Raw genomic sequence first — 25,033 nt, forward strand, 5'->3', positions numbered from 1 at the left:
TTTTTTTCTTTTTTCTTAAAATTAGCTTACTATTGTATTTCATTTAAACACTAAATTATGAAGAAGTTAGTCTTGTTTTTGTTCCTTGGATTGGGGCTATCTACCGCTAGTTGTTCCAGTGATGATGCTAGTCCTGCTATTGACTATTCAACTGAGGTTAAGGGTATTTGGGAGGAGTCTACAATTACTTTTTTAGATGAGCACAAAAAAGTAATCAAGGAGATAGCTGCTTTTAATATTGATAATTGTGCGTTGACTCGTATTGAAATCAAAGAGGACATCTTTATTGAGTATTACAGCCGTAAATATGATCCCCAGGCTAATTGTCAAGAAGGTACAGTCAAACATCGTTTAACTTTTGATAAAAACCTACTGATAACAGAATTTCATGGCGATGACTATATCGATAGGGTTGAATACAAAGTGAACCATGTTGACGAGTCAAAAATGGTTCTTGAACGCGAGTCTACTTGGTATGATGGAGCACCAGAAAAAACTCGTTTTATGAAGATTGCATACAGTAAAAAGAGAAAAATCTAAATTATTTTACTAGTACCATTCGAAGGGCTTTTTTAGTTTTAAAAAGCCTTTTTTTAGTTCATAGCCTAAGCAAAGACAGCCTAATAAAGGTTTAGTAGCTAAGAAAAATAGATTGAAATAAAATATTCTCATCTATTTAAGAGGTTATTTTATGTTAATTAAGTTTTGATTTTACATAATGAATCTCACATACTAAAACTAATGTGTATTTTTAATACATTAGTCTTGTTAAAATCACAACCATTTCTTAACTACTATTTATGAAAGCAGAAGGAACTACTGTAGAAGAAATCTTATTGCGCATTCCTGCCGAACGCGCAGCGGCATTTAGAAAATTACACCAAACTATTGTAGATCATTTGCCAGAGGGCTTTGAGGCTGCGATTAGTTATGGCGGTTTGGGCTATGTTGTTCCCCATCGTCTTTATCCAGCAGGTTATCACTGCAAACCCACAGAGGCGTTGCCTTTTGCAGGACTTGCTTCTCAAAAGAATTCCGTGAATTTTTACCATATGGGGATTTATTCCGATCCTGATTTATTAGCTTGGTTTGTAGCAGAGTATCCTAAGCATTGCAAGCGTAAATTAGATATGGGAAAAAGCTGTATTCGATTTAAAAACATGGAAGAAATTCCCTTTCAACTTATTGGAGAATTAATGCAAAAAATGAGCCTGCAACAATGGGTTGATCTCTATGAAAGTAAATTAAAAAAGTAATTCGAACGAACTAAATCCAATTAAATTATGGCAACAATACACACCTACCTAAATTTTGAAGGCAATTGCGAAGAAGCATTTAACTTTTATAAATCTGTTTTTGGCGGAGATTTTACCTACATCGGCAAATTTGGTGACATGCCTCCACAAGAGGGATTTACTGTATCAGAGAAAGATAAAAACAAAGTCATGCACGTCAGTTATCCCATTGGAAATACGGTTTTGATGGGCAGTGATAGTCTTAGTGACTATGCACCACCTTTTGTTCAAGGGAATAATTTTTCTATTTCAATTAATGCAGAGAGCAAAAGCGAAGCGGATCAATTGTTTGCGGCCATTGCTGCAGGAGGAACGATAACGATGCCTTTAGAACATACGTTTTGGGGTGCTTATTTTGGGATGGCCCTTGATAAGTTTGGCATCAATTGGATGGTGAATTACGACGAGGCGTAAAAGAAATCATTAAACTAATAAATATAAAAAAGGGTTGATCTTGATAGAATCAACCCTTTTTTATTATTTTAATTCGGTGTCAACTGTCAACCATTAATGTCCTGCACCAGCGATAATTTTTCCTGCGCCTTTCTTAATTAGAAGTAAGATAAAAGGAATACAGATTAGGAATAAAACCCCTAAGAACATAAATACATCCATATAGGTGAGCACGGTGGCTTGTTTAGTTACCCCTAAATCCAGTAGCGTATAGGCTTTTTGTAGCGCTTCATCTGCGGTAAATCCTTTGGCAATAAAACTTTGTTGTAAGGCTATCACTCGGTTTTGAACCTCTAAGGAGGCTGTATCCAAATGGCTGACTAAAGCCAAACGGTGGTTAACGGTCCAACGGGAGATAAACGTAGTAATTAAAGCGATACCAAAAGAACCTCCTAATTGGCGCATCATTCCCGTAAAAGCAGCACCTTCACCAATTTGTTTGTTGCGCAAATTCGATAGCGATAGGGTGGTAATCGGTACAAATAGCAAACCTAAACCAACTCCGCGTATAACTAAAGGCCAGAAGAAATGCTCTCGACCTGTATCGGGAGTCAAAATAGTATGGGCCCAGAAACTATAGGCAAAAAAGACTAAGAATCCCGTGGCGACCAAGTATTTCGGAGGAACCCCTCGTTGTAACATTCGCGCAATAAAAGGCATCATAAGCGCTGTCATTAACGAACTAGGCACCAACAGCATTCCAGCATCTGTAGCGGTCCACCCTAAGATGGATTGCGTATAGATCGGAATAATAAAAGTGGATCCATAGAGTCCAAATCCCAAGATAAAGGATAATACGGTACCAATCGCCAGATTGGAATCTTTTAGCACCCGTAGGTTTACAATGGGTTTTTCACAGGTCAATTCCCTCCATACAAAGAAAAAGAATCCCAGTACAGAAGTAATAGACAAGGTCAGAATGGTTGAATTTTCAAACCAATCGTCTTGTTGTCCGTGTTCCAATACATATTGTAAAGAACCTACTGCGACGGCTAACAGTATAATACCCAAAAAATCAACTTCGTTTAACTTGCTTTTCTCAGCATATCTAGGACTTTTTACATAGAGTAAGGTCAGTACAGTAGCTAAAATTCCAATAGGTACATTGATATAAAAAATAAAGGGCCACGAATAATGATCAATAATATAACCACCTAAAGGCGGTCCAAGTGTTGGTCCCACAATTACCCCCATACCGTAGATTGCCTGAGCAACACCTCTTTTTTCAACGGGATAACTCTCTGTTATAATCGTTTGGGAAGTAACCAATAAGGCTCCTCCACCTAACCCTTGAATAAAACGAAAAAGTATAATCTCCCATAATGTAGTAGAATACCCACATAAAAAAGAAGCCACGGTAAAGATGATAATAGAAGCGGCAAAATAATTGCGTCTTCCAAATTGTTGTGAGAGCCAGCTAGTCATCGGCACTACAATTACATTGGCAATGGCATAGGCTGTAACCACCCAAGCGATATCGGTTAAGGAAACCCCGATACTTCCTTTCATATCATTCATGGCTACGTTGACAATTGTTGTATCTACAATTTCAAGTAGCGCACAAAGAATAGCTGTAATGGTAATAATTATGCGTCGATAACCATGTTCTACTAAGCTTTCTTCACTCATTGTTGTGTTTGTTTATCGTCCGCTTTTAATATTTACTTCAATATCGACATTCATTCCTGGTTTTACATAGGCTAACATCTCGTCATCCGGATTGGAAAATGTGATTTTAACAGGAATACGCTGTACGGTTTTTACAAAGTTTCCCGAAGCATTATCTGGAGGGAGTAGGGCAAATTTAGCACCCGTTGCAGGGGACATTGAATTGATAGTTCCTTCGAATTTATGCTTGGGAAAAGCATCTACTTTAATGCTCACAGCTTGACCTTCGCGCATGTATTGCATTTGCGTTTCTTTGAAGTTAGCAACTACCCAGATATTGCCTTTTTGTACCGTATTAAACAAGCCTTGTCCCGGTTGAATTAATTGCCCCGCTTGAAGGTTTATTTTGGATACTTGACCCTCTTCTTTCGCTGTAATAACTGTATAAGACAAGTACAATTCCGCATGATCTAAGTTGGCTTTTGCTTGATCCACTAGGGCTTTCGCAGCATCAATTTGCGAGGTAGAAGCAACCGCTTGTGAACGGCTAATATTCACTTGTTGTGCTACTGCATGGGCTTGTTTTTCGCTCGCTTTGAGCTGCTCTTGTAGTACTACCACTTGTTTTTCAGCCGTTTCTTTTGCTGCTAATGCTTGTTCATACTGTTGTTTGGTAATGGATTGGGTTTGGTACAAGCGATTGTAGCGTTCATAATCATTTGTCGCTCTCCATAGCTGTGTGTTTGCTGCATCGATATTCGCTTTGGCCGTCGCTACATTGGCTTGTGCCGTAGATGCACCAGCTTGAGAGGAAAGCACTGTCGATTGACTCGTATTTTCACCTGCTTCTGCTATTTTCAATTGACTCAAAGCCGCCTGATAATTGGCTTTTGCCTGTTCTACATTGATAGCATATTCTCTATCATCCAAGCGAATTAACGTATCGCCTTTTTTGATCACCTGATTATCCTGTACATAGATGTTTTTGATATAGCCTGGTATTTTAGATACAACAGGCGTAATTTTTGTTTCGATCTGGGCATCATCAGTGTTTTCATGTGCCAAAGCATGTACGTACTTGTAGATTCCATATCCACCTCCAATAACGAGCATCACTGCTAAGGCAGCTATGAATTTTTTATTCAGTGGTTTTTTATATGCTGTATTATTTGTTTCCATCTTGGTCTTTGAGTTGTAAGTTGTCTAATAATTTACCTGTTTTATAGGCGTATTGGTAAAGGGTTAAGGTTTCATCGGCTTCACCTAGCATGTGATCAAGTTGGGCTTGTAGCTGTTGTACATCGGCTTCCAATAGGTGGTCCGTATCCGTTAAACCATTGTCATACTTATCCTTTACAATGCGGTAGTTTTCATTGGCCTGAACTAAAGCTTTCGCTAATACCGCATTCTTTTTCAAGGCTAATTCATACGCATTATAAGCCTCTTCCGTTTCGACCTTAGCCAAATCTTCAACGAGTTGTACTTGGTAATCGACTTCCAATTGCTTGGCTTTGGCTTTGTTAACTTCGGTTCTGTTTTTAAAGAGTTGTGTTAGGTCATATTTAAGTCCAATACCCACACTAGTTGCATTGGTGATATCGACTACCTTATCCAACTGAAGGGCAGAGTAGCCCGCAGTTAAGCCAATAGAAGGAAAGTAATTCCCTCGGGCTATTTTAATAGCCGTTTGAGCAATTTCATTCATTTTTTGAGCACCTTGAATATCTTTTCGAGCAGAAAAATCATCTGTTTTTGTTGGTAAAATAGCTACAGGCTTTACTTTTTCTGCCACAAGAGGAGTTTCTGCTGTATAGTCAATTAAAGTGCTTAAACGCGTGCTAATATTCTTTAGCGTATTTTTTGTTTCCGCTAAGGATAATTCAATATTGGCTTCTTGCAACTGCGTTCTCAGGTAGTCATTTTTTGCAATTAAACCATTGGCTAAAAACTGTTCAAAGTCAAGTGTACGTTGATGGGCGCGTTTTAAGTTTTCATTCAATAAAACCAAAGACTGTTGCGTTTTGTACAGCGCAAAGTAGAGGTTGATTGTTTGATATACTACATTTTCTGTGGTTGATGTTTCGGTTAATTGCGCTAAAGCGTAGTATTGCTTGCGCTGTGTTACCGTATTGCTAATCTTAAAACCACTAAACAGGGGAATATTGGCTTTTGCTTGGGCAATAATCAAATGCTGTGGAGTAACTTCGGGCATCTGATTTTCTTCTTTCGAAGGGGGGAGTGGTACTTTTAGGTTGACATCTGTACCATCAAAAAGGCGGTTGTAAGTGCCAGAAACTTCTAATTCGGGGTAGCGCATATTTTGAGCGCTGTGAATTTGAAGTCTTGAGGCTTCTGTACTAGCTTTTACTTTTTTTATTTCCTTGCCATTTTTTAAACTTAATGCTAGGGCCTGCTCTAAAGTCAGTGAGGTTGGAGTAGGGGTCTGAGCGAATGCTTGACAAACAAATAAGGAAGCAAGTACGAGGTAGTTACTTCTGTTCATTGTAGATTAATATTGATTTAAAGGATTGAATTAAATAAGGATATATTTGTTGTTTGATATGTGAACTAAATTCCTGGTGATTAGCGAGATTCCAATATTCATAAAGCATATGCTCGTGGTGAATAAGATAGGTGGTTACGCCCATGGAGAAGATTACAAAAGTCATGGCGTCTGGTTTGGCTTGGAACAAGCCCTTTTCATAGCCTTCTTCAATGAAGTAGGTAATGTGTTGCATGATTTCGCGTTTTAGTAAAACAATGCCTTCTGATATTTCAGGTGCATTCTCTTTTCGCGCTAATTGATTCATTAAAATCAGGTGGAAATCAGCATTACTTAGCTGTACAGCCATGAGATGTTCTACAAAGGCCATCAGTTTATCGAAGGGATTTAAACGGGTGTTGTCGGTTAAGTCGATCAATTTTTCTCTTGTACGGGTTAAGCGTATTTCAAAGAGAGCCGTAACCATCGCACTTTTAGACCCAAAATAATAGTTGACCATGGCTACATTAATTCCCGCGGCTTTTGAGATGTCGCGTATGCTCGTACCATCAATCCCTTTTTGAGAAAATAACTCTTCTGCTACCAATAGGATCTCTCTTTGTTTCTCACTTAATGCCATGATTCTTTTTATTTTTCAGGCACAAAATTAAACAAACGTTTAATTAGTTTTTATATTTTTCTTACTTTTTTTGCGTTAAAATAGTTTTAATTCAAGTATTTGTGTGTTTACATGGTTTTAATGCAAAATATAAGTTTTTGATTTACTGTAAATTAGAAGTTTTAGGTATAGGTGGTGAGCTAAGGCATTAGTATCGTAGGGATGAAAAGCATAGTACATCAAAATTCCCCCTTTAAAAGAAGATAGTTGTATATTTACAAGTCTCAAATAGTCTTTATCTTGAAAAAAGGAGTGCTACAATTAAAAAAGGAAGATTTTTATCCCGCTATAGGCCTAGTTGCTTTGCTTTGGCTTTTATTTTTTTTACAGCAAATCGGTTTTTTTCAAGCTTGTTATGGTGTAATACCTTGGCGTATTGCAGGAATTAAGGACATATTTTTAAGCCCCTTATTTCATGGTAGCCTTGATCATCTCAGCAGCAATACCCTCCCTTTATTCTTTTTAAGCGTACTCTTGTTCTTATTTTACAAAAAGCAAGCCTATACTGTTCTTATTGGAGGCTGGATTCTTTCTGGTATGCTGTTGTGGCTTTTACCTGATTTTAATTTTTTAAAGCATCAGATCCATAGCTGTCACATAGGTGCAAGTGGTTTAATTTATATGCTTGCTACTTTTCTTTGTTTTAGTGGTATCTTTTCACGTCAAGTGCTCTTAATCCTTGTGTCCCTTCTTGTTGTTCTGCTCTATGGAGGATTGATTTACGCTATCTTTCCTTACTTAGTTGAGGATGATGTTTCTTGGCAAGGGCATTTACTTGGCGCTGGGGTAGGCTTTTTTTATGCCTATCAATTAAACAAAAAGAGAAGAAAAAAAGCTTGATTTTCCCCCTGTATGGAAAAGATATTTTATCGCATCAAACAAAGTCGAGGCTTATATAAGGGGTAAATAATTTCCATTCCGTGAGCAGTACCTCTGGTGCTGGGGTAAATGGGGTTGTTTTAGCTTTAATAGAACAAGGGATATAGCTAACGCTATATGGGGCTAAGAAAGGAAAGCTTTATTTTTTAGGCTAATTATTTAAAATAGCTCTAAATAACTGACTACTTTTAATTTCAATTCTGTACATTTGAAGTAAACTCAATCCCATGAAAAATAAATCTTTCTATCGTTTCAGTATGGTCCTCCTACTTCTTTTCGCTTGTATGTCCTGCAACACGCAATCCATGCCTGAGAAAGCGAAAGCAGTAACGCCTTTTGACGTTAATCGCTACTTAGGGACATGGTATGAAATTGCGCGTTTTGATTTTCGCTTTGAAAAAGACCTGGACAATACATCCGCTCAATATCACTTAGATAAACAAGGAAACGTCATCGTGTTAAATAGCGGCTACAATACCAAAGAAAAAGAGTGGAAGAAAGCAGTGGGTAAAGCGAAATTTAGAGGAGAAAAAACACAGGCCGCATTGAAAGTTAGCTTCTTTGGTCCTTTTTATTCAGGCTATACGGTTATTGCCCTAGATGCTGACTATCGCTATGCTTTAATCGCTGGAAAAGATTTAGATTACCTGTGGATTCTATCCAGAGAAAAAAGCATTCCCACATCTGTTAAAGAAGAATACCTAAACCTAGCGAAAGAAATAGGTTATGATACCTCGCGTTTAATTTGGGTCAATCACGATAATGACAACAATCCTTTTCTCAACGAATTTGGCAGCTTGAAGTAATGGTTGACACCACTCACCACTCACCACTCACCAGTTAAGCAAATTTCTTACTCGCAGCGACTGATAAAACCACACCCAGAGTCACGCCTATCATCCCAATAGAGACGTATTCATTGAGGAAAATTGCAGCTAGAGCCAAACCAAAGAAAGGTTGTAGCAGTTGCAACTGTCCTACAGAAGCTATTCCACCCTGTGCTAATCCTTTGTACCAGAAGATAAAACCAGTAAACATACTCATGGTACCGAGATACAGTAAACTCACCCAAGTATCCGTTTGAATGAAGTGAAAAGAGGTGGGCATAAAAAAGAAAAGCGAAGGAAGTAAAATCGGTAGGGCATAGATAATGGCCCAAGATATAACTTGACTTCCGCCCATTGTTTTAGTCAATACAGCACCTTCAGCATAGGCTAATCCACAGAGAACTATAGCAGCAAGCATCAACAAGTCGCCTGTAAGTGAGCTTGTTGCATGTTGTGCATAAGCAAATCCGACTACTAATCCACTACCGATTAATGCAAAAAGCCAAAAAAGGGGTTTAGGTTTTTCCTTTCCACGTAGTACGGCAAAAATGGCTGTACTCAAAGGTAGTGTCCCAACAAAGACTAAAGACCGTGCAGCAGTCATATGTTGTAAAGCTAAAGAAGACAGTAAGGGAAATCCAATCACTGCACCTATAGCTACGAGTATAATTGATTTTGATTCGATTTTATTGGGTATTGTTGCCTTGCTATAAAACAAGAATAGCCCAGCTAAAACAGCCGCAATTAAGGCGCGTACCAACGTGACAAAAATAGGATCTAAACTCAATACCGCCACTTTCGTAGCAGGCATAGATCCACTAAAGAGTAGTACTCCAATTAATCCGTTCATCCATCCGCTTGACGTATGGGTTACTGTTGTTGCTTTCATGTATTTCTAATTTTTTTCAAAAGTAAACGGAAATTAGCAACAAACACAGTCGCAGTTTTGTATATTTGGATGGACACAGTTAAGTTATGGAAGATAAATACCTCTATTTGCGTTTAGCGGAAAAGCTAGCCAATCAAATTCGAAACGGCGTATTCAAAAAAGGAGATCGCCTTCCATCAATACGCGTCTTGTGTAAGACGTACAATATCAGTATGAATACAGCAAAACGCGTTTATTTAGAATTAGAATCGGAATCTTTGGTACTTGCTGTTCCTCAATCGGGCTATTTTGTAAGCCATGTCAATTACACCCATTTTCCTTTGCCTAAAGCGAGTAATCCAACTCCTTTGGCTGATAGTGATATACCGAAGGATATTATTAATAAAGTATATTCTAGTATTGGTAAGGAAGAGTTGACCCTATTTTCATTCAATTCGCTTTATGGGGAGTTTTTACCTGCTGCACAAATGAAAAAGGAAATTATTCAGGCGGCAAAAGAAATGAAGTATGGGGGAGTGGATTATGAAGGAGTTCAAGGAAATATTAACCTCAGACGCATGATTGCCGCCCGTTCGATGACATGGGGAGGAGCCCTTACAGAAGATGAAATTGTAACAACCAATGGAAGTATACACGCCATATCCCTCTGCTTGTTAGCCTTGGGAAAGGCAGGGGATACAGTTGCCATAGAAAGTCCGTGTTATCCCGGAATCTTTCAATTGGCGATTGACTTAGGGTTTAAAGTATTGGAATTACCTACAGATCCGGTAACAGGGGTAAAGTTAGATGCCTTAGCACGGGTTTGTCCTGTCATTGATATCTGCTTGTTAATTACCAATTACAACACGCCTTTAGGGAGTTGTATGCCCGTAGAAAATAAAAAGAAAGTAGTTGAACTATTGGCCTCCTATTCTATACCTTTAATAGAGGATGATGTTTATGGAGATTTAAACTTCAATGGCAAGCGTCCTGTGTGTTGTAAAGCTTTTGATACAACAGGCAATGTGTTGTGGTGTAGTGCGGTTTCCAAAACCTTAGCTCCAGGCTACCGCGTCGGTTGGGTTAGTGCGGGAAAATATCAAGATAAAGTCATTGAGCAGAAATTAATACATTCTATTTCCTCTCCTGCTATTGTACAGGAAGCAGTAGCTAATTTTATGAAGTCGGGTAAATATGAAAAACACTTGCGCAAATTAAGACAAAGCCTATTTGCCAACTATCAAAAAATGCTCACGGTTATTGTAAATGAATTTCCTACAGGTACAAAAGTAACCCGCCCAGAGGGAGGATTATCCCTGTGGATTGAATTCGATGAAAAAGTTAATACACTTAAATTATATGATTTGTGCATACAGGAGGGAATCAGTATTGCTCCAGGACGCATGTTTACTGTGCAACGTCAGTTTCAAAACTGTATTCGAATTAGCATTGGTTTACCGTGGTCTAAGGAAATAGAACAACAGCTCAAACGAGTTGGTCGACTTAGTTTGCGAGCTGTTTAATTATAAACACCTGATTGGTTGTTAGTTGGCTTTTGTTTTTTTGGGGTAGCCGATTCGATCCAACCTAAATTTTTTTGTATCAAAAAAAAATGTCACCTTTGCCACTTGAAAGGGGTGCTGCACAAGGTTGCGGCTGAGATGATACCCTGGAACTCGTTTCCACACCTGACCTAGGTAATGCTAGCGTAGGGATCAACCATTTATCATCTCATCATTTACTTTAGTTAAGTTAATATGATGCAGGAAATCTTACAACAAACCACGTGGACCGAATGGCTCGGTGTCTTTTTTTCTATGATTCAAGTCGTACTTGCATCGAGAAATAACTCCAACAACTATCTTTTTGGAATTGCAGGTATATCGCTAACACTTTATGTGATGATTACAGCCAAACTCTATGCAGAATTCACCTTAAACCTCTACTATTTGGCCATGAGTATCTACGGTTGGTTGTATTGGAAATACGGCAAACAGCAAGAAGAAGCTAAAATATCAAGAGCGAATACGACAGATAAATGGATTGTGTTGGGCATTGTGAGTGCTACCTTTGGATTGTTTTGGTTCTTTCTGACCCAGTATACTGATTCGGATGTCCCTATTTGGGATTCTTTGGTCAGTGCTTTTGCATGGGCAGGTATGTGGTTGATGGCAAAGCGCAAAGTAGAAAATTGGATACTGTTAAATATCAGTAATCTAATTTCCATCCCCTTGATGGTACACAAGAATTTATATCTATATGCTGGGCTGACAGTATTTTTGTTTGTCGTTGCCGTTTTAGGGTATATTAAATGGAATCGAATTTTAAAAGAGGAGCAATATGCTAAATGTTAAGGAGTTAAGAGAGGCGATGCGAGGAGCAACCGCTATTTCACAAGAGGTGATTGAACATATTTACAAGGAAAGATGGCTACAAATTTGGGTACCAAAAAACTATGGAGGTTTAGGTTGTGACTTTAGATCAGGCTTACTCCATTTATACGATTGGGCCAAGATCGATGGAAGTTTAGGATGGATGTTAACCCTTTGTTCAGGAGCCAATTATTTTGCTCGTAATTTACAACCAGAAACGGCAAAAGCGCTATTCTCAAGTGCATACACTTGTTTTGGCGGTAGTGGTATGGTAGGCGGAACAGCTGATGAACAAGAAGATGGTTGCTATGTGCTAAATGGACTGTGGCATTATGCTACAGGAGCTCCTTATCTCAGCCACTTTACGTTAAATGCTCGTGTACTCAAACAAGGAAATCCTGTACTTGATGAGGAAGGAAATCCGAAGATTTGTTCGTTTATAATTCCCAAGAACCAAGTAACGATTATTTCCAATTGGAAATCTATGGGTATGAAAGCAACGGGAACCTTTTCTTTCGAAGTGAAGGAGGCAACTATTCCGGCAGACTATCACTTCGTTTATGATGTATTCTATACGGACGACCAAATCACCAAGATTCCCTTTGGTCTTTTTGCTGATTTAACGCTATTGGTCAACTATTTGGGCATGGCTTCTCATTTTATGGAAGCCGCAGCTAAGGTATGGTCAAACCCAATTTTACACAGGAATCAAAAAAGAATCGAAACCATGCTAGAGGGGGTGTTAACCTACGCTATTCAAATCGAAGGATTATTGGAGCGTAACAGCCCCATATCGATAGGGCTAGAAGAGGAAATCCACCAGTATGGAACGCGCGCATTGGAACAACTCATTGCTAAAATCACCCAAGTATTTGTGCAGTTAGGCATCAAAGGAACCCAAGTTGATCAACCCATTTATCAACTATTTTGTGACTTTTTTACCGCTACACAACATGCTAATTTTAGATCAGATACAACAACATAAGAGTTCATTCGCTCTACTTCTAAAATAAAAAGAACATTTCCATTGCGATACTTCTTGTGAAGCCGTATTTTTGCCTCAAACATGAACTTTATTCCACTATGGGGTAAAGTTTGTTTTTTTTAATTGGTTGAAATGAGTGAAAAAAGAACCGCTATTTCGGCAGCCTTAACCTCTATTATGTGTGTGCAAGGCGGTGCGTCACTAGCAAAAAAGCTGTTTCCTGTTTTAGGACCAGCTGGTGCAAGTTCCTTGCGTATTGGTCTATCTGCTATTTTACTACTGGTAATTAATAGACCCAATCTAAAAGCTTTAACGAAAAAACAATGGCTGTGCTGTTTGGGGTATGGACTCAGTATTGGTGGAATGAATTTACTGTTTTACTTTGCTATTGAGCGCGTACCTTTAGGCTTAGGAGTTACTGTTGAATTTATAGGTCCTTTGCTGTTGGCGTTGTTTTTATCGCGTCGGGTATTGGATGTACTTTGGGCCATGCTAGCGTGTATTGGTATTTTACTCATTGTGCCTTGGAAGAGCAACAATGTTGATTTATTGGGATTGGGTATGGCTTTTATGGCCGGAATGTTTTGGGTGGGGTATATTGTTATGGGAAGTAAAGTAACCAAACTCATCGATGGCAGAACAGCAGTGTCTATCGGAACGGTATTCGCAGCAATGATTATTGTACCTGTTGGAATTGCTTCAGGGGGCTTAGTTCACCTAACTTGGCCTTTGTTCTTTTTGGGACTAGCTGTTGCCATACTATCAAGCTCTTTACCCTTTACGTTAGACTTAGTTGCCATGAAGCGAATCCCCGCAAAGAGCTTTAGTATTTTGACCAGTTTGCACCCCGCATTTGCAGCCTTAAGTGGTTTACTTTTTTTAGGAGAAGCCCTTAGCTTGGTGCAATGGTTGTCTGTAGCTTGTGTGGTTTTTGCAAGCATTGGAACTACAATAACCTCACCTAGAGTAAATTAACCCGTTTTATATAAAGTACTTCTTTAGGCTGTTTTAGTTTTTACTTTGCATTACTAGCAACAAAATAGGGGAATTGCCCCATTTTTAAAGAGAATAGTTTACCTTTGAGGAACAAGGAATAATTAGAATTTATAGTGAAATTATGAATCAAGAAATAAGAAACTTAGAACCAAAACAAGTTTGGAATAAGTTTGCCGATTTGAATGCAGTGCCACGTCCTTCTAAAAAAGAAGAACGCGTAATTGCTTTTATGGTAGACTTCGGAAAATCGTTAGGGTTAGAAACAATCCAAGATGAAGTAGGAAACGTCATCATTAAAAAACCGGCAACAGCTGGAATGGAGAACAGAAAAACAATTGTGATGCAATCGCATTTGGATATGGTTCACCAAAAAAACAATGATACGGATTTTGATTTCGATACACAGGGAATCGAAATGTATGTAGAAGATGGATGGGTACGTGCTAAGGGAACAACATTAGGGGCTGACAACGGATTAGGTGTAGCTACCATCATGGCTATTTTAGAGAGTAATGACATTCCACATCCTGCTATTGAAGCCTTATTCACTATTGATGAAGAGACGGGAATGACAGGAGCTAAGGGGTTAAAAGGAGGTTTGCTTGAAGGTGAAATTCTTTTAAACTTAGATACAGAAGAAGACGATGAAATCGATATCGGATGTGCTGGGGGAATTGATGTAACTGCTTCAGCAGAATACGATGAAGAGGATACACCCGAAAATGCAGTAGGATACCGCATTACAATCAAAGGATTAAACGGAGGACACTCGGGAATGGACATTCACAAAGGATTGGGGAATGCCAATAAAATCATGAACCGCTTGTTGTTTGATTCTTTTGATAATTTTGGTTTGCAAATTGCAACGATCAAAGGAGGAAGCTTGCGCAATGCTATTCCACGTGAAAGCGTTGCAACTGTGATAATCGCTCAAATGTATGACGAAGCTTTTGTGTATGATATGACGCAAATTGTAGCGGAAATCAAAGCCGAATTACACACAGTTGATCCAGGATTAGAAGTTATATTCGATAAATTAGACGAAGCAGAGACGCCGAAAAAAGTAATGCCATCTATGGCGCAATACTTCTTTGTTCGTTCGATGTATGCGGCTCATAATGGTGTATTCCGCATGAGTCCAGACTTCGATGATTTAGTAGAAGCTTCTAACAATATCGCAAAAGTAGAAGTAGGAAATGGACAACTAACAGTTAAATGTTTAACTCGTTCATCTGTAGAGTCTTCTAAAATGGACGTAGCGAATGGTTTACGTGCCGCATTTGAATTAATGGGATGTGAGGTGGAATTTTCTGGTTCTTACCCAGGATGGAGTCCAAACCCAGATTCTGAAATTCTGGATGTTTTAGTTGATATTTACGAAAAACAACACAGCGAAAAACCAAATGTAGTGGCTTGTCACGCAGGTTTAGAATGTGGAATCTTAGGTACGCATTATCCAACGATGGATATGATTTCATTTGGTCCTACAATCAAAGGAGCTCACTCTCCAGCAGAGCGTGCAAACATTGAATCACTTCAAAAATTTTGGAACTTTGTTTTAGAAATCTTAAAGCAAATTCCACTAAAAAAATAAACGTATCCCAAGAACGTTAACCCTATAAAAACAGCAGGTAGCTTTTCGCTCTTGCTGTTTTTTTTATATCCAAAAGCGAGGTTCATTCCGTTTACCCTGTCCAAAACTCCGTCTTTAGTTGCTGTCATAATCTAGCTGATTTACGGGTTAGGATGTCTTGTAAAATCCTTCCTTCCCATTTAGCCCCCTACAGGAATGCCCTGCAAACGTAAACAAAGGGAGACAAGGCTAAAGCACCCCCTTCACTTATTTTTCTTTTTTTAGCAAACAAAGGTATAAAAGGCTATCATCTTCCGTAATACAGCAAGATAAACTACTGTTAGTCAGCTTGCTATGTGCTTATCTTTTAGTTTTATTCGGGTCTTCTTCGACACATCGTCGTATTTCATTGGGCTAAGAGCCATTTTACCGAAGGACACTCGAAGGAGACCCGAACAAGACCCCAAGAAATCCCCTAGCTATTATTTTAATGGGAACGCGCTAAACACTTTTTTTTTCCTCTACAGTAAGGGTTTTTAAGGGAGGCTGCTTTAGTCAGTTGGAAGAAAAACGGCGAATCAAGCTGCCATCTACCAAAATGTAGCTAGTTCCCAACTATTTTAAGGAAATTTTAATTTTTAAGCAAGTTGAATTGTAAATTGCTTTTTGTACATTAGTTGCTTTAAGAAAATAAAACTCAAAAACAGTATGAAAAAATCTATCTTAGCACTAGCTCTTGTAAGCTTAGTTGCTATTTCATGTGGAGATAAAAAATCAACAGATACAACTACGCCTGATCAAGGAGTAGAACAAACAGCGGAAGCGCCAGCACAAAAAGAGTTGACGTATACCGTTGAATGGACTGCTTTTAAAACACCTGCTAAAGTTGGAGTGAAAGGAACTTTTGACGAGATCAAATTGTCAGAAGTCAATCGTGAAGCGGCTACGTTAGAAGAAGGATTAAAAGGAGCGCAATTTGCTATTGTAACGAGTTCTGCTAGTACAGGAGATCCTGCAAGAGATGAAACCTTGCGTTTAAACTTTTTTACAAAATTAGTGGGAAATATCAACGGATTTTTCGGCGAGTTTAAAGAGGGGAAAGTTTTGGTTCACTTGACGTTAAATGGAATTACAAAAGAAAAAGAGTTTGCGTATGAAGCAACAGAAGCAGGGGTGAAGCTAAAAGGATCGATTGATATCTTGGAAGACTTCGCTGCAAAAGACGCTTTCTCTGCTTTACATACCGCTTGTAATGCCTTACACGAAGGGAAAACATGGTCTGATGTGGAAATCGCCGTAGAGATTAAAGAATAAAAAGAGATAAATAAACGAATTGAAGAGGAATATGCGAATATATTCCTCTTTTTTTTTAACTTTGCATCCAATTAAATTATCTCTTTTTAAGATATGATAGATAGATTACAAATTATAAAACAACGTTTTGATGAAATATCTGATTTGATCATTCAACCAGATGTTATTGCTGATCAAAAGCGCTATGTTCAATTAAACAAAGAATATAAAGATTTAAAGCAGCTAGTTGAGAAACGTGCGGAGTATTTAAATCTAACCGGAAATATTGCTGAAGCAAATGAAATATTAGCGGATGGAAGTGATGCAGAGATGGTCGATATGGCTAAAATGCAGCTAGATGAAGCTAAAGGCCGTTTGCCTGAATTAGAAGATGAAATTAAATTCCTTTTAATCCCAAAAGATCCAGAAGATGCGAAAAACGTAATGGTTGAAGTGCGCGCTGGTACAGGAGGTGATGAAGCTAGTATTTTTGCGGGTGATTTGTTTAGAATGTACACGAAATACTGTGAATCAAGAGGATGGAGAACTTCTGTTGTAGACGTAAATGAAGGAACTTCAGGAGGATACAAAGAGGTTATTTTCGAAGTAACTGGAGAAGATGTATACGGAACGTTGAAATTTGAGGCTGGAGTACACCGCGTACAACGTGTTCCTCAAACAGAAACTCAGGGACGTGTACACACATCCGCTGCCACTGTAATGGTATTACCAGAAGCAGAAGAGTTTGATGTTCACATTGATATGAATGACGTTCGTATTGACTTGTTCTGTTCGTCCGGACCTGGTGGACAGTCGGTGAATACAACAAAGTCTGCCGTGCGTATGACGCATATCCCTACTGGATTGGTTGCCCAATGTCAAGATGAAAAATCACAACACAAGAACAAGGATAAAGCCCTATCTGTTTTGCGTTCTCGTTTGTATGAAATGGAATTGGCAAAGAAACAAGAGGAAGATGCGAAGAAACGTAACTCTCAAGTAAGTAGTGGTGACCGTTCGGCTAAAATTAGAACCTACAACTACCCACAAGGACGTGTTACAGATCACCGTATCGGATTAACACTTTACGATTTAGATGGTGTAATGAGCGGCGGTATTCAGAAAATTATTGATGAATTACAATTAGTAAGTAATACAGAGAAATTAAAAGAAAGCGAAGTTTATTAAACTGCAAGATAAGGAGAAACCACACTAGGCAGTGTGGTTTTTTTTAAAACTATTTAGAACATGACAACACAACAACTCCTTGAGCAAATTCAGCGTAAAAAATCATTTCTATGTGTAGGATTAGACGTTGATTTAACGAAAATTCCCGCTTTTTTGCTAGAAGAGGAAGATCCTATTTTTAGTTTCAATAAAGCCATTATTGATGCTACGCATGATTTGACTGTAGCGTATAAACCCAATATTGCTTTTTTTGAAGCCTATGGAATCAAAGGCTGGGAATCTTTAAAAAAGACCATTGCGTATATCAAAGAAAAGTACCCAGAACTGTATACGATAGCGGATGCAAAGCGAGGTGATATTGGCAATACCGCTTCGATGTATGCCAAAGCTTTCTTTGAAGATATGGCTTTTGATAGCGTAACTGTTGCGCCTTATATGGGGAAAGATTCGGTGGAGCCTTTCTTGGCATTTGAAAACAAACACACGATTTTATTGGCCTTAACATCCAATGAAGGAGCTTTTGATTTTCAAACACAGCTGATCGAAGGCAAACCTTTGTATCAAAAAGTGATAGAAACCTCCCAACAATATAAACAGGCAGAAAATCTGATGTATGTTGTTGGTGCTACAAAAGCAACCTATTTTAAAGCTATTCGCGAAGTAGCCCCTACTAGTTTTTTACTCGTTCCAGGTGTTGGAGCACAAGGAGGAAGCTTACAAGAGGTTTGTCAATACGGATTAGCTGAAAATGTGGGCTTGTTGATTAACTCCTCAAGAGGCATTATATATGCATCGAATCAGGCTGATTTTGCTGAAAAAGCAAGAGAAGAAGCACTGAAGATACAAAGTGAAATGCAAGCCATTTTAAATGAAAGATTTTAGATTATGATAGTAACAAAGGATCAACTAGGTCGTGAACACACTTTTGAGCAAATGCCAACCCGCATTGTTTCGCTTGTACCTGCTGTAACGGAAACACTTTTTGACTTAGGATTAGAAGATGAGTTAGTCGGTATAACAACTGCTTGTATTCATCCGTATCAATTAAAAGTAACAAAGGAAAGTATAGGTACTCCAAAACAAGTCGCGATTGACCAAATTAAAGCGTTGAATCCTGCTATTATCATAGCGAATATTGAAGAAAATACGGTAGAACAGATTGAGAAAGTAAAGGGTATTTGTCCCATTTGGTTGACCGATGTTCGCAATATGGATCAAAATATTCAGCTCCTTGAAGCTTTAGGGCAATTGTTCAACAAGCGTACAGAAGCTCGTAAATGGATTGATAAAATTCAGTTTGGACAACGAGATTTGATGGACTTTGTTCGCAATAAGGAAGGATATAAGGCGGCTTATTTTGTAGGGAAAGACCCTTTTGTCGTAGCAGGAGAAGGAACATGGATTCACGAATTGCTAACGCTCAACCAGTTTGAAAATGTCTATGCCAATCGCGTAGAACGCTATCCGGAGGTTGAAATTAAAAAAATAAGAATACAGGGCGACCCCGAAGTGGTTTTTCTCCCTTCCTTACCTTACGCATTTCAAGAAGAAGATGCCTTTGAAATTGGGCGATTTACACACCATGGAAAGACCATCTTCGTAGAAGGAGAGATGTTTTCTTGGTATGGTACCCATGTGTGCAAAGCTTTTGATTATTTTAAGCAAATTCACAATCGATTATAAACTAAAAATCTCACAGCAGGTGAGATTTTTTTATTTCCTCTCGTTTGTTAGAAGAAGAAAGCGCTAACTCTTGCCTGATTAAGTTACCCCTTTAGGGTACATGCTCACACCAAAAGTGGCTAATATCGGCCTCAAAATGACTCTATTTGGATGTAAGAAATAAAAAAAATAGAAAAATCCTAAAAAAACGGTTTTTTCATGGGTTTGAGATATGGAAAAACGCGATAAAATCTGTATATTAGCACGTTTAATAATGACAATTTAAATTTAATATACTTATGTCTGAAGGAGAAAAGTTGATTCCTATTAACATTGAGGAACAGATGAAATCCGCTTACATTGACTATTCAATGTCCGTGATTGTATCTCGAGCGCTTCCTGATGTTAGAGATGGCTTAAAACCTGTGCATCGTAGAGTGTTATTTGGTATGTATGAATTAGGCGTAATGTCTAATAGAGCACATAAAAAGTCTGCCAGAATTGTAGGGGAAGTTTTAGGTAAATACCACCCACACGGTGATAGTTCTGTATATGACGCCATGGTGCGTATGGCTCAAGACTGGAGCATGCGTTATTTACTTGTAGATGGACAAGGTAACTTTGGATCTGTAGATGGAGATAGCCCAGCAGCGATGCGTTATACAGAGGCTAGAATGAAGAAGATATCCGAAGAAATTCTAGCTGATATCGATAAAGAAACCGTTGATTTTCAATTAAACTTTGACGATACGTTAGAAGAGCCAAAAGTAATGCCTACGCGTATTCCTACGTTATTGGTTAATGGAGCTTCAGGTATTGCCGTTGGTATGGCTACCAATATGGCACCACACAACCTTTCTGAGGTTATTGATGGTACATTGGCTTATATCGATAACAATGACATTGAAATCGATGAGTTGATGAATTACATCAAAGCACCAGACTTCCCAACGGGAGGGGTGATTTACGGCTATGAAGGAGTTAGAGAAGCGTTCAAAACTGGACGTGGTCGCGTAGTTATGCGTGCAAAAGCAAACTTTGAAGAAGTAGACGGAAGAGAATGTATCGTGGTAACGGAAATTCCGTTCCAAGTGAACAAAGCTGAAATGATCAAAAAAACTGCGGAAGCAGTTAACGATAAGAAAATTGAGGGTATTGCTACTATTCGCGATGAATCCGATCGAAAAGGGATGCGTATCGTTTATGTATTAAAACGCGATGCTATTCCAAACATCGTATTGAATACCCTTTATAAATACACCCAATTGCAGTCTTCTTTCAGTGTGAATAATATCGCATTGGTAGATGGACGTCCACAAACATTAAACTTAAAAGAGCTGATCTACCACTTCGTAGAGCACAGACACGATGTTGTAGTGAGACGTACGCAATATGAATTGAGAAAAGCAGAAGAACGCGCGCATATTTTAGAAGGATTAATCATCGCTTCAGATAATATTGACGAAGTTATCGCTTTAATTCGTTCCTCAAGCAATGCAGACGAAGCAAGAGCTAAATTAATTGAACGCTTTTCTTTATCTGAAATTCAAGCCCGTGCAATTGTTGAAATGCGTCTACGTCAATTAACAGGACTAGAGCAAGATAAACTACGTGCAGAGTACGAGGAAATCATGAAGTTAATTAATCACTTACGCGAGTTATTGGCAAGCAAAGAAATGCGAATGAATTTGATTAAGGAAGAATTAACTGAAGTAAAAGATAAATTCGGTGATGAGCGTCGTTCTGTAATTGAATACGCAGGTGGTGATGTGAGTATTACAGACCTTATTGCAGATGAACAGGTAGTTATTACTATTTCTCATGCTGGTTACATCAAACGTACACCCCTATCGGAATACAAAACGCAAAATAGAGGTGGAGTAGGACAAAAATCGGCGGGAACAAGAGATCAAGATTTCTTAGAGCATATGTACGTTGCTACCAACCACCAGTATATGTTATTCTTTACCCAAAAAGGAAAATGTTTCTGGATGAGAGTATACGAAATTCCTGAAGGAACTAAAGTAAGTAAAGGCCGTGCGATTCAAAACTTGATCAATATTGAGAATGACGACAAAGTGAAAGCGTTTATTTGTACCCAAGATTTGAAAGATGAGGAGTACATCAACAACCACTATGTGATCATGGCAACCAAGCAAGGTCAAGTGAAGAAAACACCATTAGAGCAATATTCACGTCCAAGACAAAATGGTATTAACGCCATTACAATTAAGGAGGATGACGAATTACTAGAAGCAAAATTAACGGATGGTAAGAGCAAAGTACTTATTGCAGTAAAATCAGGTAAGTTAGTTCGCTTTGACGAGGAGAAAACACGTCCGATGGGAAGAACGGCTTCGGGAGTTCGCGGAATTACCCTAGCAGATGATAAAGACGAGGTAATCGGAATGGTATCTGTGAGTGATTTGAATAGCGAAATCTTAGTTGTTTCTGAAAACGGATATGGTAAGCGTTCTGCTTTAGAGGAGTACAGAGAAACGAATCGCGGTGGAAAAGGAGTGAAGACCATGAATATCAGTGATAAAACTGGATTATTGGTTTCCATTAATACGGTAACGGATGCGGATGATTTGATGATCATCAACAAATCAGGATTAACGATCCGTATGCGTGTATCTGATTTACGTGTAATGGGACGTGCAACTCAAGGTGTTCGTCTAATCAACATCAAAGGAAACGATTCAATTGCTGCAGTTTGTAAGGTAATGAAGGAAGATGATGAGGAAGATCAAGACCAAGAATTTGTAGAAATTGACGGATCAATTTTGGAAGTTTCCGAAGATGGAATGGACCAAATTGAAGAAGAAGACCAAGATCAAGAATAAAACAATAAAAACAACAGAGTTATGAATAAAAAATATGTTTATTTAGCGGCAGCCCTAATGATTTCTGGGCTTTCTATGGCTCAAAAGAAAGAGCTTAAAGATGCTGAGAAAGCAGTTAAAAAAGGAAATGTTACAGAAGCTACTGCAGCATTAAACGCAGTTGAAGCAGTTTTAGGACAGGCGACAAACGAACAAAAAATTCAATTTTACTATTTAAAATCAAACTTAGCTTTCCAACAAATTGAGCAAGACAAAGATTTTGATGGAAACGTTGATAAAATGGTAAGTGCTTACAAACAAATTGAAGCTATTGACAAGAATAATAAATTTGCTAAACAAGCAAATGAAGAATTAGGTATTGTAGCTTCTAAAGTAATTAACAAAGCTATTGAAGATAATAACTCTTCGAACTATATAGGAGCAACAAAAAAGTTTAAACAAGCTTTTGATATCAATCCACAAGATACGTTGTATCTATACTATGCTGCATCAACAGCTATTAGTTCAAAAGACTATGCTACGGCAACAGCCTATTACAAAGAATTGATTGACTTAGGATATAACGGAAATGAGTCATACTACACAGCCATAGATAAAGAAACTGGAGAAGTTCAAAACTTCGGTAAAGATTCTAAAATGAGAGATGTGCTGGTAAAACAAGGCTCTCATACAGACCCTAAATTTGTAAAAGAGGACTCTAAACGTCCTGAAATCATCAAAAACTTAGCTTTAATCTATTACCAAGAAGGGCAATACGAAGAAGCTGAGAAAGCAGTTATTGAGGCTAGAAAATCGAATCCTAATGATACTAACTTGATGTTGACTCAGATGGATTTATACTTAAAATCAAACAATATTGGTAAGTACGAAGAGATCGCCAAAGAAGCGTTAGCTAAAAATCCAAATGACGATGTACTCTTGTACAACTTAGGGGTGACAAGTTACCAAGCTGGTAAAGTTGAGGAAGCTAGAAAATACTATGAGCAAGCGATCCGCATCAACCCTAAAAATGAAAGTGCATACTTAAATATGGCTTTCATTAAATTGCAACCAGATGAGGAGATTACAAATAAAATGAATAGCCTTGGTATGTCTGCTGCAGATAACAAAAAATACGACCAATTGCAAAAGCAGAAAAAAGAGCTTTACCGCGATGCTATGAACGATTTAGAAAAAGTTTTATCAATTAATCCTTCAAATGACGAAGCGATCAATACATTGAAAAACATTTATAGAGCGTTAGAAATGAATGATAAATTAAAAGCGTTAGAGGCAAAATAATTGTCAAACTAACCTTTTTAAGGATAAAAAGTAAAAAGAGGCAGGAATTCAATTTCTGCCTCTTTTTTATTGAAGTGCTATTCAGAAGATAGGCTACTTAAGTTTTTTGCTCAAGACGCTTAATTTATTATTTCAATCCATTAATTGATACAAACAATTCATAATTTTGTCTTTGATAAAATATAACAGACCTTTGTAAGGTGAAAATAGCCACTATCATATTATCCCTATTTATGTTTTTCAAACCGGTATTACCTGTTGTGGAATATGTAGTGCTATACGATTATATTAAAAATGAGCTTTGTGTCAACAAAGACAAACCTGAGCTTGCTTGTAATGGAAAGTGTCACCTTGCAAAAGAATTAACGCATGCTTCTGATACAGACTCAGACAAAAATAGAACACAATTTGCTTCTGCAGAAATTCAATTGATCTTCTATCAAGCGATTGAAGAAGTAAGCTATGTGTTAGTTAATTCCTATAACGAAAAAACAGTTGTCAGTACTGAAAACTACTATACCTTTTCGTTTACTAATTTTTTATTTCGACCTCCTATTAGCTAAATTAAACGTAGAATGATGATGCATTTTGTTTGTACTCCATGAAGCTATATTACGTGCTTACTAAGGGGTACAGCTATGCCATATCTTTCATTCAACTCCCATTTTTAATTGAGTTCTCAACCTAGATAGTCATGTAATATCACTATCTCTAAAGGATTTTGTAGTAGTTAGCGCAGAGGGTAAATTCCTTTAGCTTACTGGTTTATCATTTGTGCGACTGAATGCAGGAGTACAAGTTGTATAAACCCATGTCGTTACTTGATCCACCACTGAAAACAATGAAAACGTTTATATATTTAGTAATCGCTTGTTTTATTCTTACCGCTTGTACTTTGGATAAAACAAACTATGAAGCTGAAACCAATACTGTAGTGCCAGATAATCAGGCTTTTAAGGAGGTTTTTTCAGTTGAAAATGATGCTTATATCCTTCGTGTCGAGGCTTTAGAAGGACAGTTATACCAAGGCTACAATGAAGTGCGTGTCCATGTGCTTGATTCCCATACTAAACAGGTGATTGAAGACGCAAAAGTTAGCGTATTACCGCTACATTTAGTTGAAGGTGAAAAAGAAGATTCTTGCCCCCATAGTCCTGCATGGGTATATCAACCGCAGGATAAATACTATTCAGGCTATTGTGTATTTACACAAGAAGGAGTAAAAGGAGCTTGGGTATTGGTTCTTACAGTAGAGGGAAAAACAATAGCATTTCAAAAGAGGGAACCGATTGAGGTCAAACATCAAAGTAATATGAATCTCAACATGACCACTTTTATCGGACAGGATCAAGAAGAATACCTTATTGCTTTAGTTGCACCTGTTCAACCCAAAGTAGCTGAAAATAAACTTGTAGCTGGTATTTTTAAACGCAATAAGACAGTGGAGGCTCAGTCTCTAGATCAAACTTATTTAGCTGTTGAAAATTATACCTTACTATTGGATCCCAGAATGCCAGAGCCATCCATGGGCAATCATTCCTCTCCCAACAACCGCGATTTAGTACAGCGGCCTGATGGTTTTTATGAAGGTATCGTAAATTATACAATGACAGGAAATTGGACGTTGAACTTTATTCTTCAGAACCACCAAGGGAGAATTCTAAAAGGAACGAAAGTTCCCACAGATTTTACACCTGGCGTAGCAGGCGTAAAGAGCGAATTGTTTATTGATATTCTTTTTTAATC

The 25,033-nt window shown here is 38.0% G+C and carries 23 protein-coding genes; 18 read left to right on the plus strand and 5 right to left on the minus strand.

The annotated features are described in order from the left end of the window. The first annotated feature begins 57 nt into the window (after positions 1-57). The 3 genes from ACPDHL_RS02940 to ACPDHL_RS02950 all read left to right on the plus strand — a co-directional run bounded on the left by ACPDHL_RS02940 (position 58) and on the right by ACPDHL_RS02950 (position 1,709). Complete coding sequence (locus ACPDHL_RS02940; RefSeq protein ID WP_430531314.1) at positions 58-540, plus strand: hypothetical protein; 483 nt, start codon at positions 58-60, stop codon at positions 538-540. A gap of 260 nt (positions 541-800) precedes the next feature. Further along, positions 801-1,256, plus strand: coding sequence for a DUF1801 domain-containing protein (locus ACPDHL_RS02945; protein ID WP_430531315.1), 456 nt, complete (start codon positions 801-803; stop codon positions 1,254-1,256). Positions 1,257-1,283: 27 nt separating this feature from the next. Further along, positions 1,284-1,709: a VOC family protein gene (locus ACPDHL_RS02950; protein WP_430531316.1), complete on the plus strand. Its 426-nt coding sequence runs from the start codon at positions 1,284-1,286 to the stop codon at positions 1,707-1,709. Positions 1,710-1,802: 93 nt separating this feature from the next. Here ACPDHL_RS02950 and ACPDHL_RS02955 read toward each other — a convergent pair whose 3' ends face one another. From ACPDHL_RS02955 to ACPDHL_RS02970, 4 genes are read right to left on the minus strand one after another with little or no spacing between them, the layout of a single operon-like run. Then, positions 1,803-3,377: a DHA2 family efflux MFS transporter permease subunit gene (locus ACPDHL_RS02955; protein WP_430531317.1), complete on the minus strand. Its 1,575-nt coding sequence runs from the start codon at positions 3,375-3,377 to the stop codon at positions 1,803-1,805. Positions 3,378-3,389: 12 nt separating this feature from the next. Continuing rightward, positions 3,390-4,535: an HlyD family secretion protein gene (locus ACPDHL_RS02960; protein ID WP_430531318.1), complete on the minus strand. Its 1,146-nt coding sequence runs from the start codon at positions 4,533-4,535 to the stop codon at positions 3,390-3,392. After that, on the minus strand, positions 4,522-5,859 hold the full coding sequence (locus ACPDHL_RS02965; protein ID WP_430531319.1) for a TolC family protein: 1,338 nt from the start codon (positions 5,857-5,859) through the stop codon (positions 4,522-4,524). Before ACPDHL_RS02965 ends, ACPDHL_RS02960 begins: the two co-directional genes overlap by 14 nt. After that, positions 5,846-6,478, minus strand: a complete 633-nt coding sequence (locus tag ACPDHL_RS02970; protein WP_430531320.1) for a TetR/AcrR family transcriptional regulator — start codon at positions 6,476-6,478, stop codon at positions 5,846-5,848. Before ACPDHL_RS02970 ends, ACPDHL_RS02965 begins: the two co-directional genes overlap by 14 nt. A 279-nt stretch (positions 6,479-6,757) precedes the next feature. On the opposite strand from ACPDHL_RS02970, the gene ACPDHL_RS02975 reads away from it, so the two are divergent. Together ACPDHL_RS02975 and ACPDHL_RS02980 are read left to right on the plus strand one after the other, a co-directional pair. After that, entirely contained in the window at positions 6,758-7,357 is a 600-nt protein-coding gene (locus ACPDHL_RS02975) for a rhomboid family intramembrane serine protease (protein ID WP_430531321.1), read from the plus strand. Positions 7,358-7,623: 266 nt separating this feature from the next. Beyond that, positions 7,624-8,202: a lipocalin family protein gene (locus tag ACPDHL_RS02980; protein ID WP_430531322.1), complete on the plus strand. Its 579-nt coding sequence runs from the start codon at positions 7,624-7,626 to the stop codon at positions 8,200-8,202. A 34-nt stretch (positions 8,203-8,236) separates the two neighbouring features. Here ACPDHL_RS02980 and ACPDHL_RS02985 read toward each other — a convergent pair whose 3' ends face one another. Then, positions 8,237-9,112, minus strand: a complete 876-nt coding sequence (locus ACPDHL_RS02985) for a DMT family transporter (RefSeq protein ID WP_430531323.1) — start codon at positions 9,110-9,112, stop codon at positions 8,237-8,239. Between the two features lie 86 nt (positions 9,113-9,198). Here ACPDHL_RS02985 and ACPDHL_RS02990 point away from each other — a divergent pair, with 86 nt between their 5' ends. The 13 genes from ACPDHL_RS02990 (at position 9,199) to ACPDHL_RS03050 (ending at position 25,031) form a co-directional block, all read left to right on the plus strand. Beyond that, positions 9,199-10,614 (plus strand): PLP-dependent aminotransferase family protein, encoded by a 1,416-nt coding sequence (locus ACPDHL_RS02990; protein ID WP_430531324.1) that lies wholly within the window; start codon positions 9,199-9,201, stop codon positions 10,612-10,614. A gap of 234 nt (positions 10,615-10,848) precedes the next feature. After that, the gene (gene pnuC / locus ACPDHL_RS02995) at positions 10,849-11,445 is read left to right on the plus strand and encodes a nicotinamide riboside transporter PnuC (protein WP_430531325.1); all 597 of its coding nucleotides are present in this window, start codon (positions 10,849-10,851) and stop codon (positions 11,443-11,445) included. Next, positions 11,432-12,448 (plus strand): hypothetical protein, encoded by a 1,017-nt coding sequence (locus ACPDHL_RS03000; protein WP_430531326.1) that lies wholly within the window; start codon positions 11,432-11,434, stop codon positions 12,446-12,448. The genes pnuC and ACPDHL_RS03000 overlap by 14 nt, the downstream gene beginning before the upstream one ends. Positions 12,449-12,580: 132 nt before the next feature. Further along, positions 12,581-13,423, plus strand: coding sequence for an EamA family transporter (locus tag ACPDHL_RS03005; RefSeq protein ID WP_430531327.1), 843 nt, complete (start codon positions 12,581-12,583; stop codon positions 13,421-13,423). A 142-nt stretch (positions 13,424-13,565) separates the two neighbouring features. Then, positions 13,566-15,038 carry an aminoacyl-histidine dipeptidase gene (locus ACPDHL_RS03010; protein ID WP_430531328.1) on the plus strand — a complete coding sequence of 491 codons (1,473 nt, stop codon included), beginning with the start codon at positions 13,566-13,568 and terminating at the stop codon, positions 15,036-15,038. Between the two features lie 687 nt (positions 15,039-15,725). Further along, positions 15,726-16,331 (plus strand): YceI family protein, encoded by a 606-nt coding sequence (locus ACPDHL_RS03015; RefSeq protein WP_430531329.1) that lies wholly within the window; start codon positions 15,726-15,728, stop codon positions 16,329-16,331. 93 nt (positions 16,332-16,424) lie between these two features. After that, positions 16,425-17,498: a peptide chain release factor 1 gene (gene prfA, locus ACPDHL_RS03020; RefSeq protein ID WP_430531330.1), complete on the plus strand. Its 1,074-nt coding sequence runs from the start codon at positions 16,425-16,427 to the stop codon at positions 17,496-17,498. Positions 17,499-17,558: 60 nt separating this feature from the next. Then, positions 17,559-18,380: an orotidine-5'-phosphate decarboxylase gene (pyrF, locus tag ACPDHL_RS03025; protein ID WP_430531331.1), complete on the plus strand. Its 822-nt coding sequence runs from the start codon at positions 17,559-17,561 to the stop codon at positions 18,378-18,380. Between the two features lie 3 nt (positions 18,381-18,383). After that, positions 18,384-19,181, plus strand: coding sequence for an ABC transporter substrate-binding protein (locus tag ACPDHL_RS03030; protein ID WP_430531332.1), 798 nt, complete (start codon positions 18,384-18,386; stop codon positions 19,179-19,181). A 278-nt stretch (positions 19,182-19,459) separates the two neighbouring features. Continuing rightward, positions 19,460-22,006 carry a DNA gyrase subunit A gene (gene gyrA / locus ACPDHL_RS03035; RefSeq protein WP_430531333.1) on the plus strand — a complete coding sequence of 849 codons (2,547 nt, stop codon included), beginning with the start codon at positions 19,460-19,462 and terminating at the stop codon, positions 22,004-22,006. A gap of 21 nt (positions 22,007-22,027) precedes the next feature. Further along, positions 22,028-23,287 carry a tetratricopeptide repeat protein gene (locus ACPDHL_RS03040; protein ID WP_430531334.1) on the plus strand — a complete coding sequence of 420 codons (1,260 nt, stop codon included), beginning with the start codon at positions 22,028-22,030 and terminating at the stop codon, positions 23,285-23,287. A gap of 233 nt (positions 23,288-23,520) precedes the next feature. After that, a complete protein-coding gene (locus tag ACPDHL_RS03045; RefSeq protein WP_430531335.1) occupies positions 23,521-23,850 on the plus strand; it encodes a hypothetical protein in 330 nt (109 codons plus the stop codon). 278 nt (positions 23,851-24,128) lie between these two features. Then, positions 24,129-25,031 (plus strand): hypothetical protein, encoded by a 903-nt coding sequence (locus ACPDHL_RS03050; protein WP_430531336.1) that lies wholly within the window; start codon positions 24,129-24,131, stop codon positions 25,029-25,031. Positions 25,032-25,033: the final 2 nt, after the last annotated feature.

This window comes from Myroides sp. C15-4, assembly GCF_050522745.1.
GTDB lineage: Bacteria > Bacteroidota > Bacteroidia > Flavobacteriales > Flavobacteriaceae > Flavobacterium.

Bases quoted from the DNA above. Each gene is read 5' to 3' on its own strand.
- ACPDHL_RS02940 (WP_430531314.1), top strand. From the start codon at position 58: ATGAAGAAGTTAGTCTTGTTTTTGTTCCTTGGATTGGGGCTATCTACC.
- ACPDHL_RS02945 (WP_430531315.1), top strand. From the start codon at position 801: ATGAAAGCAGAAGGAACTACTGTAGAAGAAATCTTATTGCGCATTCCT.
- ACPDHL_RS02950 (WP_430531316.1), top strand. From the start codon at position 1,284: ATGGCAACAATACACACCTACCTAAATTTTGAAGGCAATTGCGAAGAA.
- ACPDHL_RS02955 (WP_430531317.1), bottom strand. From the start codon at position 3,377: ATGAGTGAAGAAAGCTTAGTAGAACATGGTTATCGACGCATAATTATT.
- ACPDHL_RS02960 (WP_430531318.1), bottom strand. From the start codon at position 4,535: ATGGAAACAAATAATACAGCATATAAAAAACCACTGAATAAAAAATTC.
- ACPDHL_RS02965 (WP_430531319.1), bottom strand. From the start codon at position 5,859: ATGAACAGAAGTAACTACCTCGTACTTGCTTCCTTATTTGTTTGTCAA.
- ACPDHL_RS02970 (WP_430531320.1), bottom strand. From the start codon at position 6,478: ATGGCATTAAGTGAGAAACAAAGAGAGATCCTATTGGTAGCAGAAGAG.
- ACPDHL_RS02980 (WP_430531322.1), top strand. From the start codon at position 7,624: ATGAAAAATAAATCTTTCTATCGTTTCAGTATGGTCCTCCTACTTCTT.
- ACPDHL_RS02985 (WP_430531323.1), bottom strand. From the start codon at position 9,112: ATGAAAGCAACAACAGTAACCCATACGTCAAGCGGATGGATGAACGGA.
- ACPDHL_RS02990 (WP_430531324.1), top strand. From the start codon at position 9,199: ATGGAAGATAAATACCTCTATTTGCGTTTAGCGGAAAAGCTAGCCAAT.
- pnuC (WP_430531325.1), top strand. From the start codon at position 10,849: ATGATGCAGGAAATCTTACAACAAACCACGTGGACCGAATGGCTCGGT.
- ACPDHL_RS03000 (WP_430531326.1), top strand. From the start codon at position 11,432: ATGCTAAATGTTAAGGAGTTAAGAGAGGCGATGCGAGGAGCAACCGCT.
- ACPDHL_RS03005 (WP_430531327.1), top strand. From the start codon at position 12,581: ATGAGTGAAAAAAGAACCGCTATTTCGGCAGCCTTAACCTCTATTATG.
- ACPDHL_RS03010 (WP_430531328.1), top strand. From the start codon at position 13,566: ATGAATCAAGAAATAAGAAACTTAGAACCAAAACAAGTTTGGAATAAG.
- ACPDHL_RS03015 (WP_430531329.1), top strand. From the start codon at position 15,726: ATGAAAAAATCTATCTTAGCACTAGCTCTTGTAAGCTTAGTTGCTATT.
- prfA (WP_430531330.1), top strand. From the start codon at position 16,425: ATGATAGATAGATTACAAATTATAAAACAACGTTTTGATGAAATATCT.
- pyrF (WP_430531331.1), top strand. From the start codon at position 17,559: ATGACAACACAACAACTCCTTGAGCAAATTCAGCGTAAAAAATCATTT.
- ACPDHL_RS03030 (WP_430531332.1), top strand. From the start codon at position 18,384: ATGATAGTAACAAAGGATCAACTAGGTCGTGAACACACTTTTGAGCAA.
- gyrA (WP_430531333.1), top strand. From the start codon at position 19,460: ATGTCTGAAGGAGAAAAGTTGATTCCTATTAACATTGAGGAACAGATG.
- ACPDHL_RS03040 (WP_430531334.1), top strand. From the start codon at position 22,028: ATGAATAAAAAATATGTTTATTTAGCGGCAGCCCTAATGATTTCTGGG.
- ACPDHL_RS03045 (WP_430531335.1), top strand. From the start codon at position 23,521: ATGTTTTTCAAACCGGTATTACCTGTTGTGGAATATGTAGTGCTATAC.
- ACPDHL_RS03050 (WP_430531336.1), top strand. From the start codon at position 24,129: ATGAAAACGTTTATATATTTAGTAATCGCTTGTTTTATTCTTACCGCT.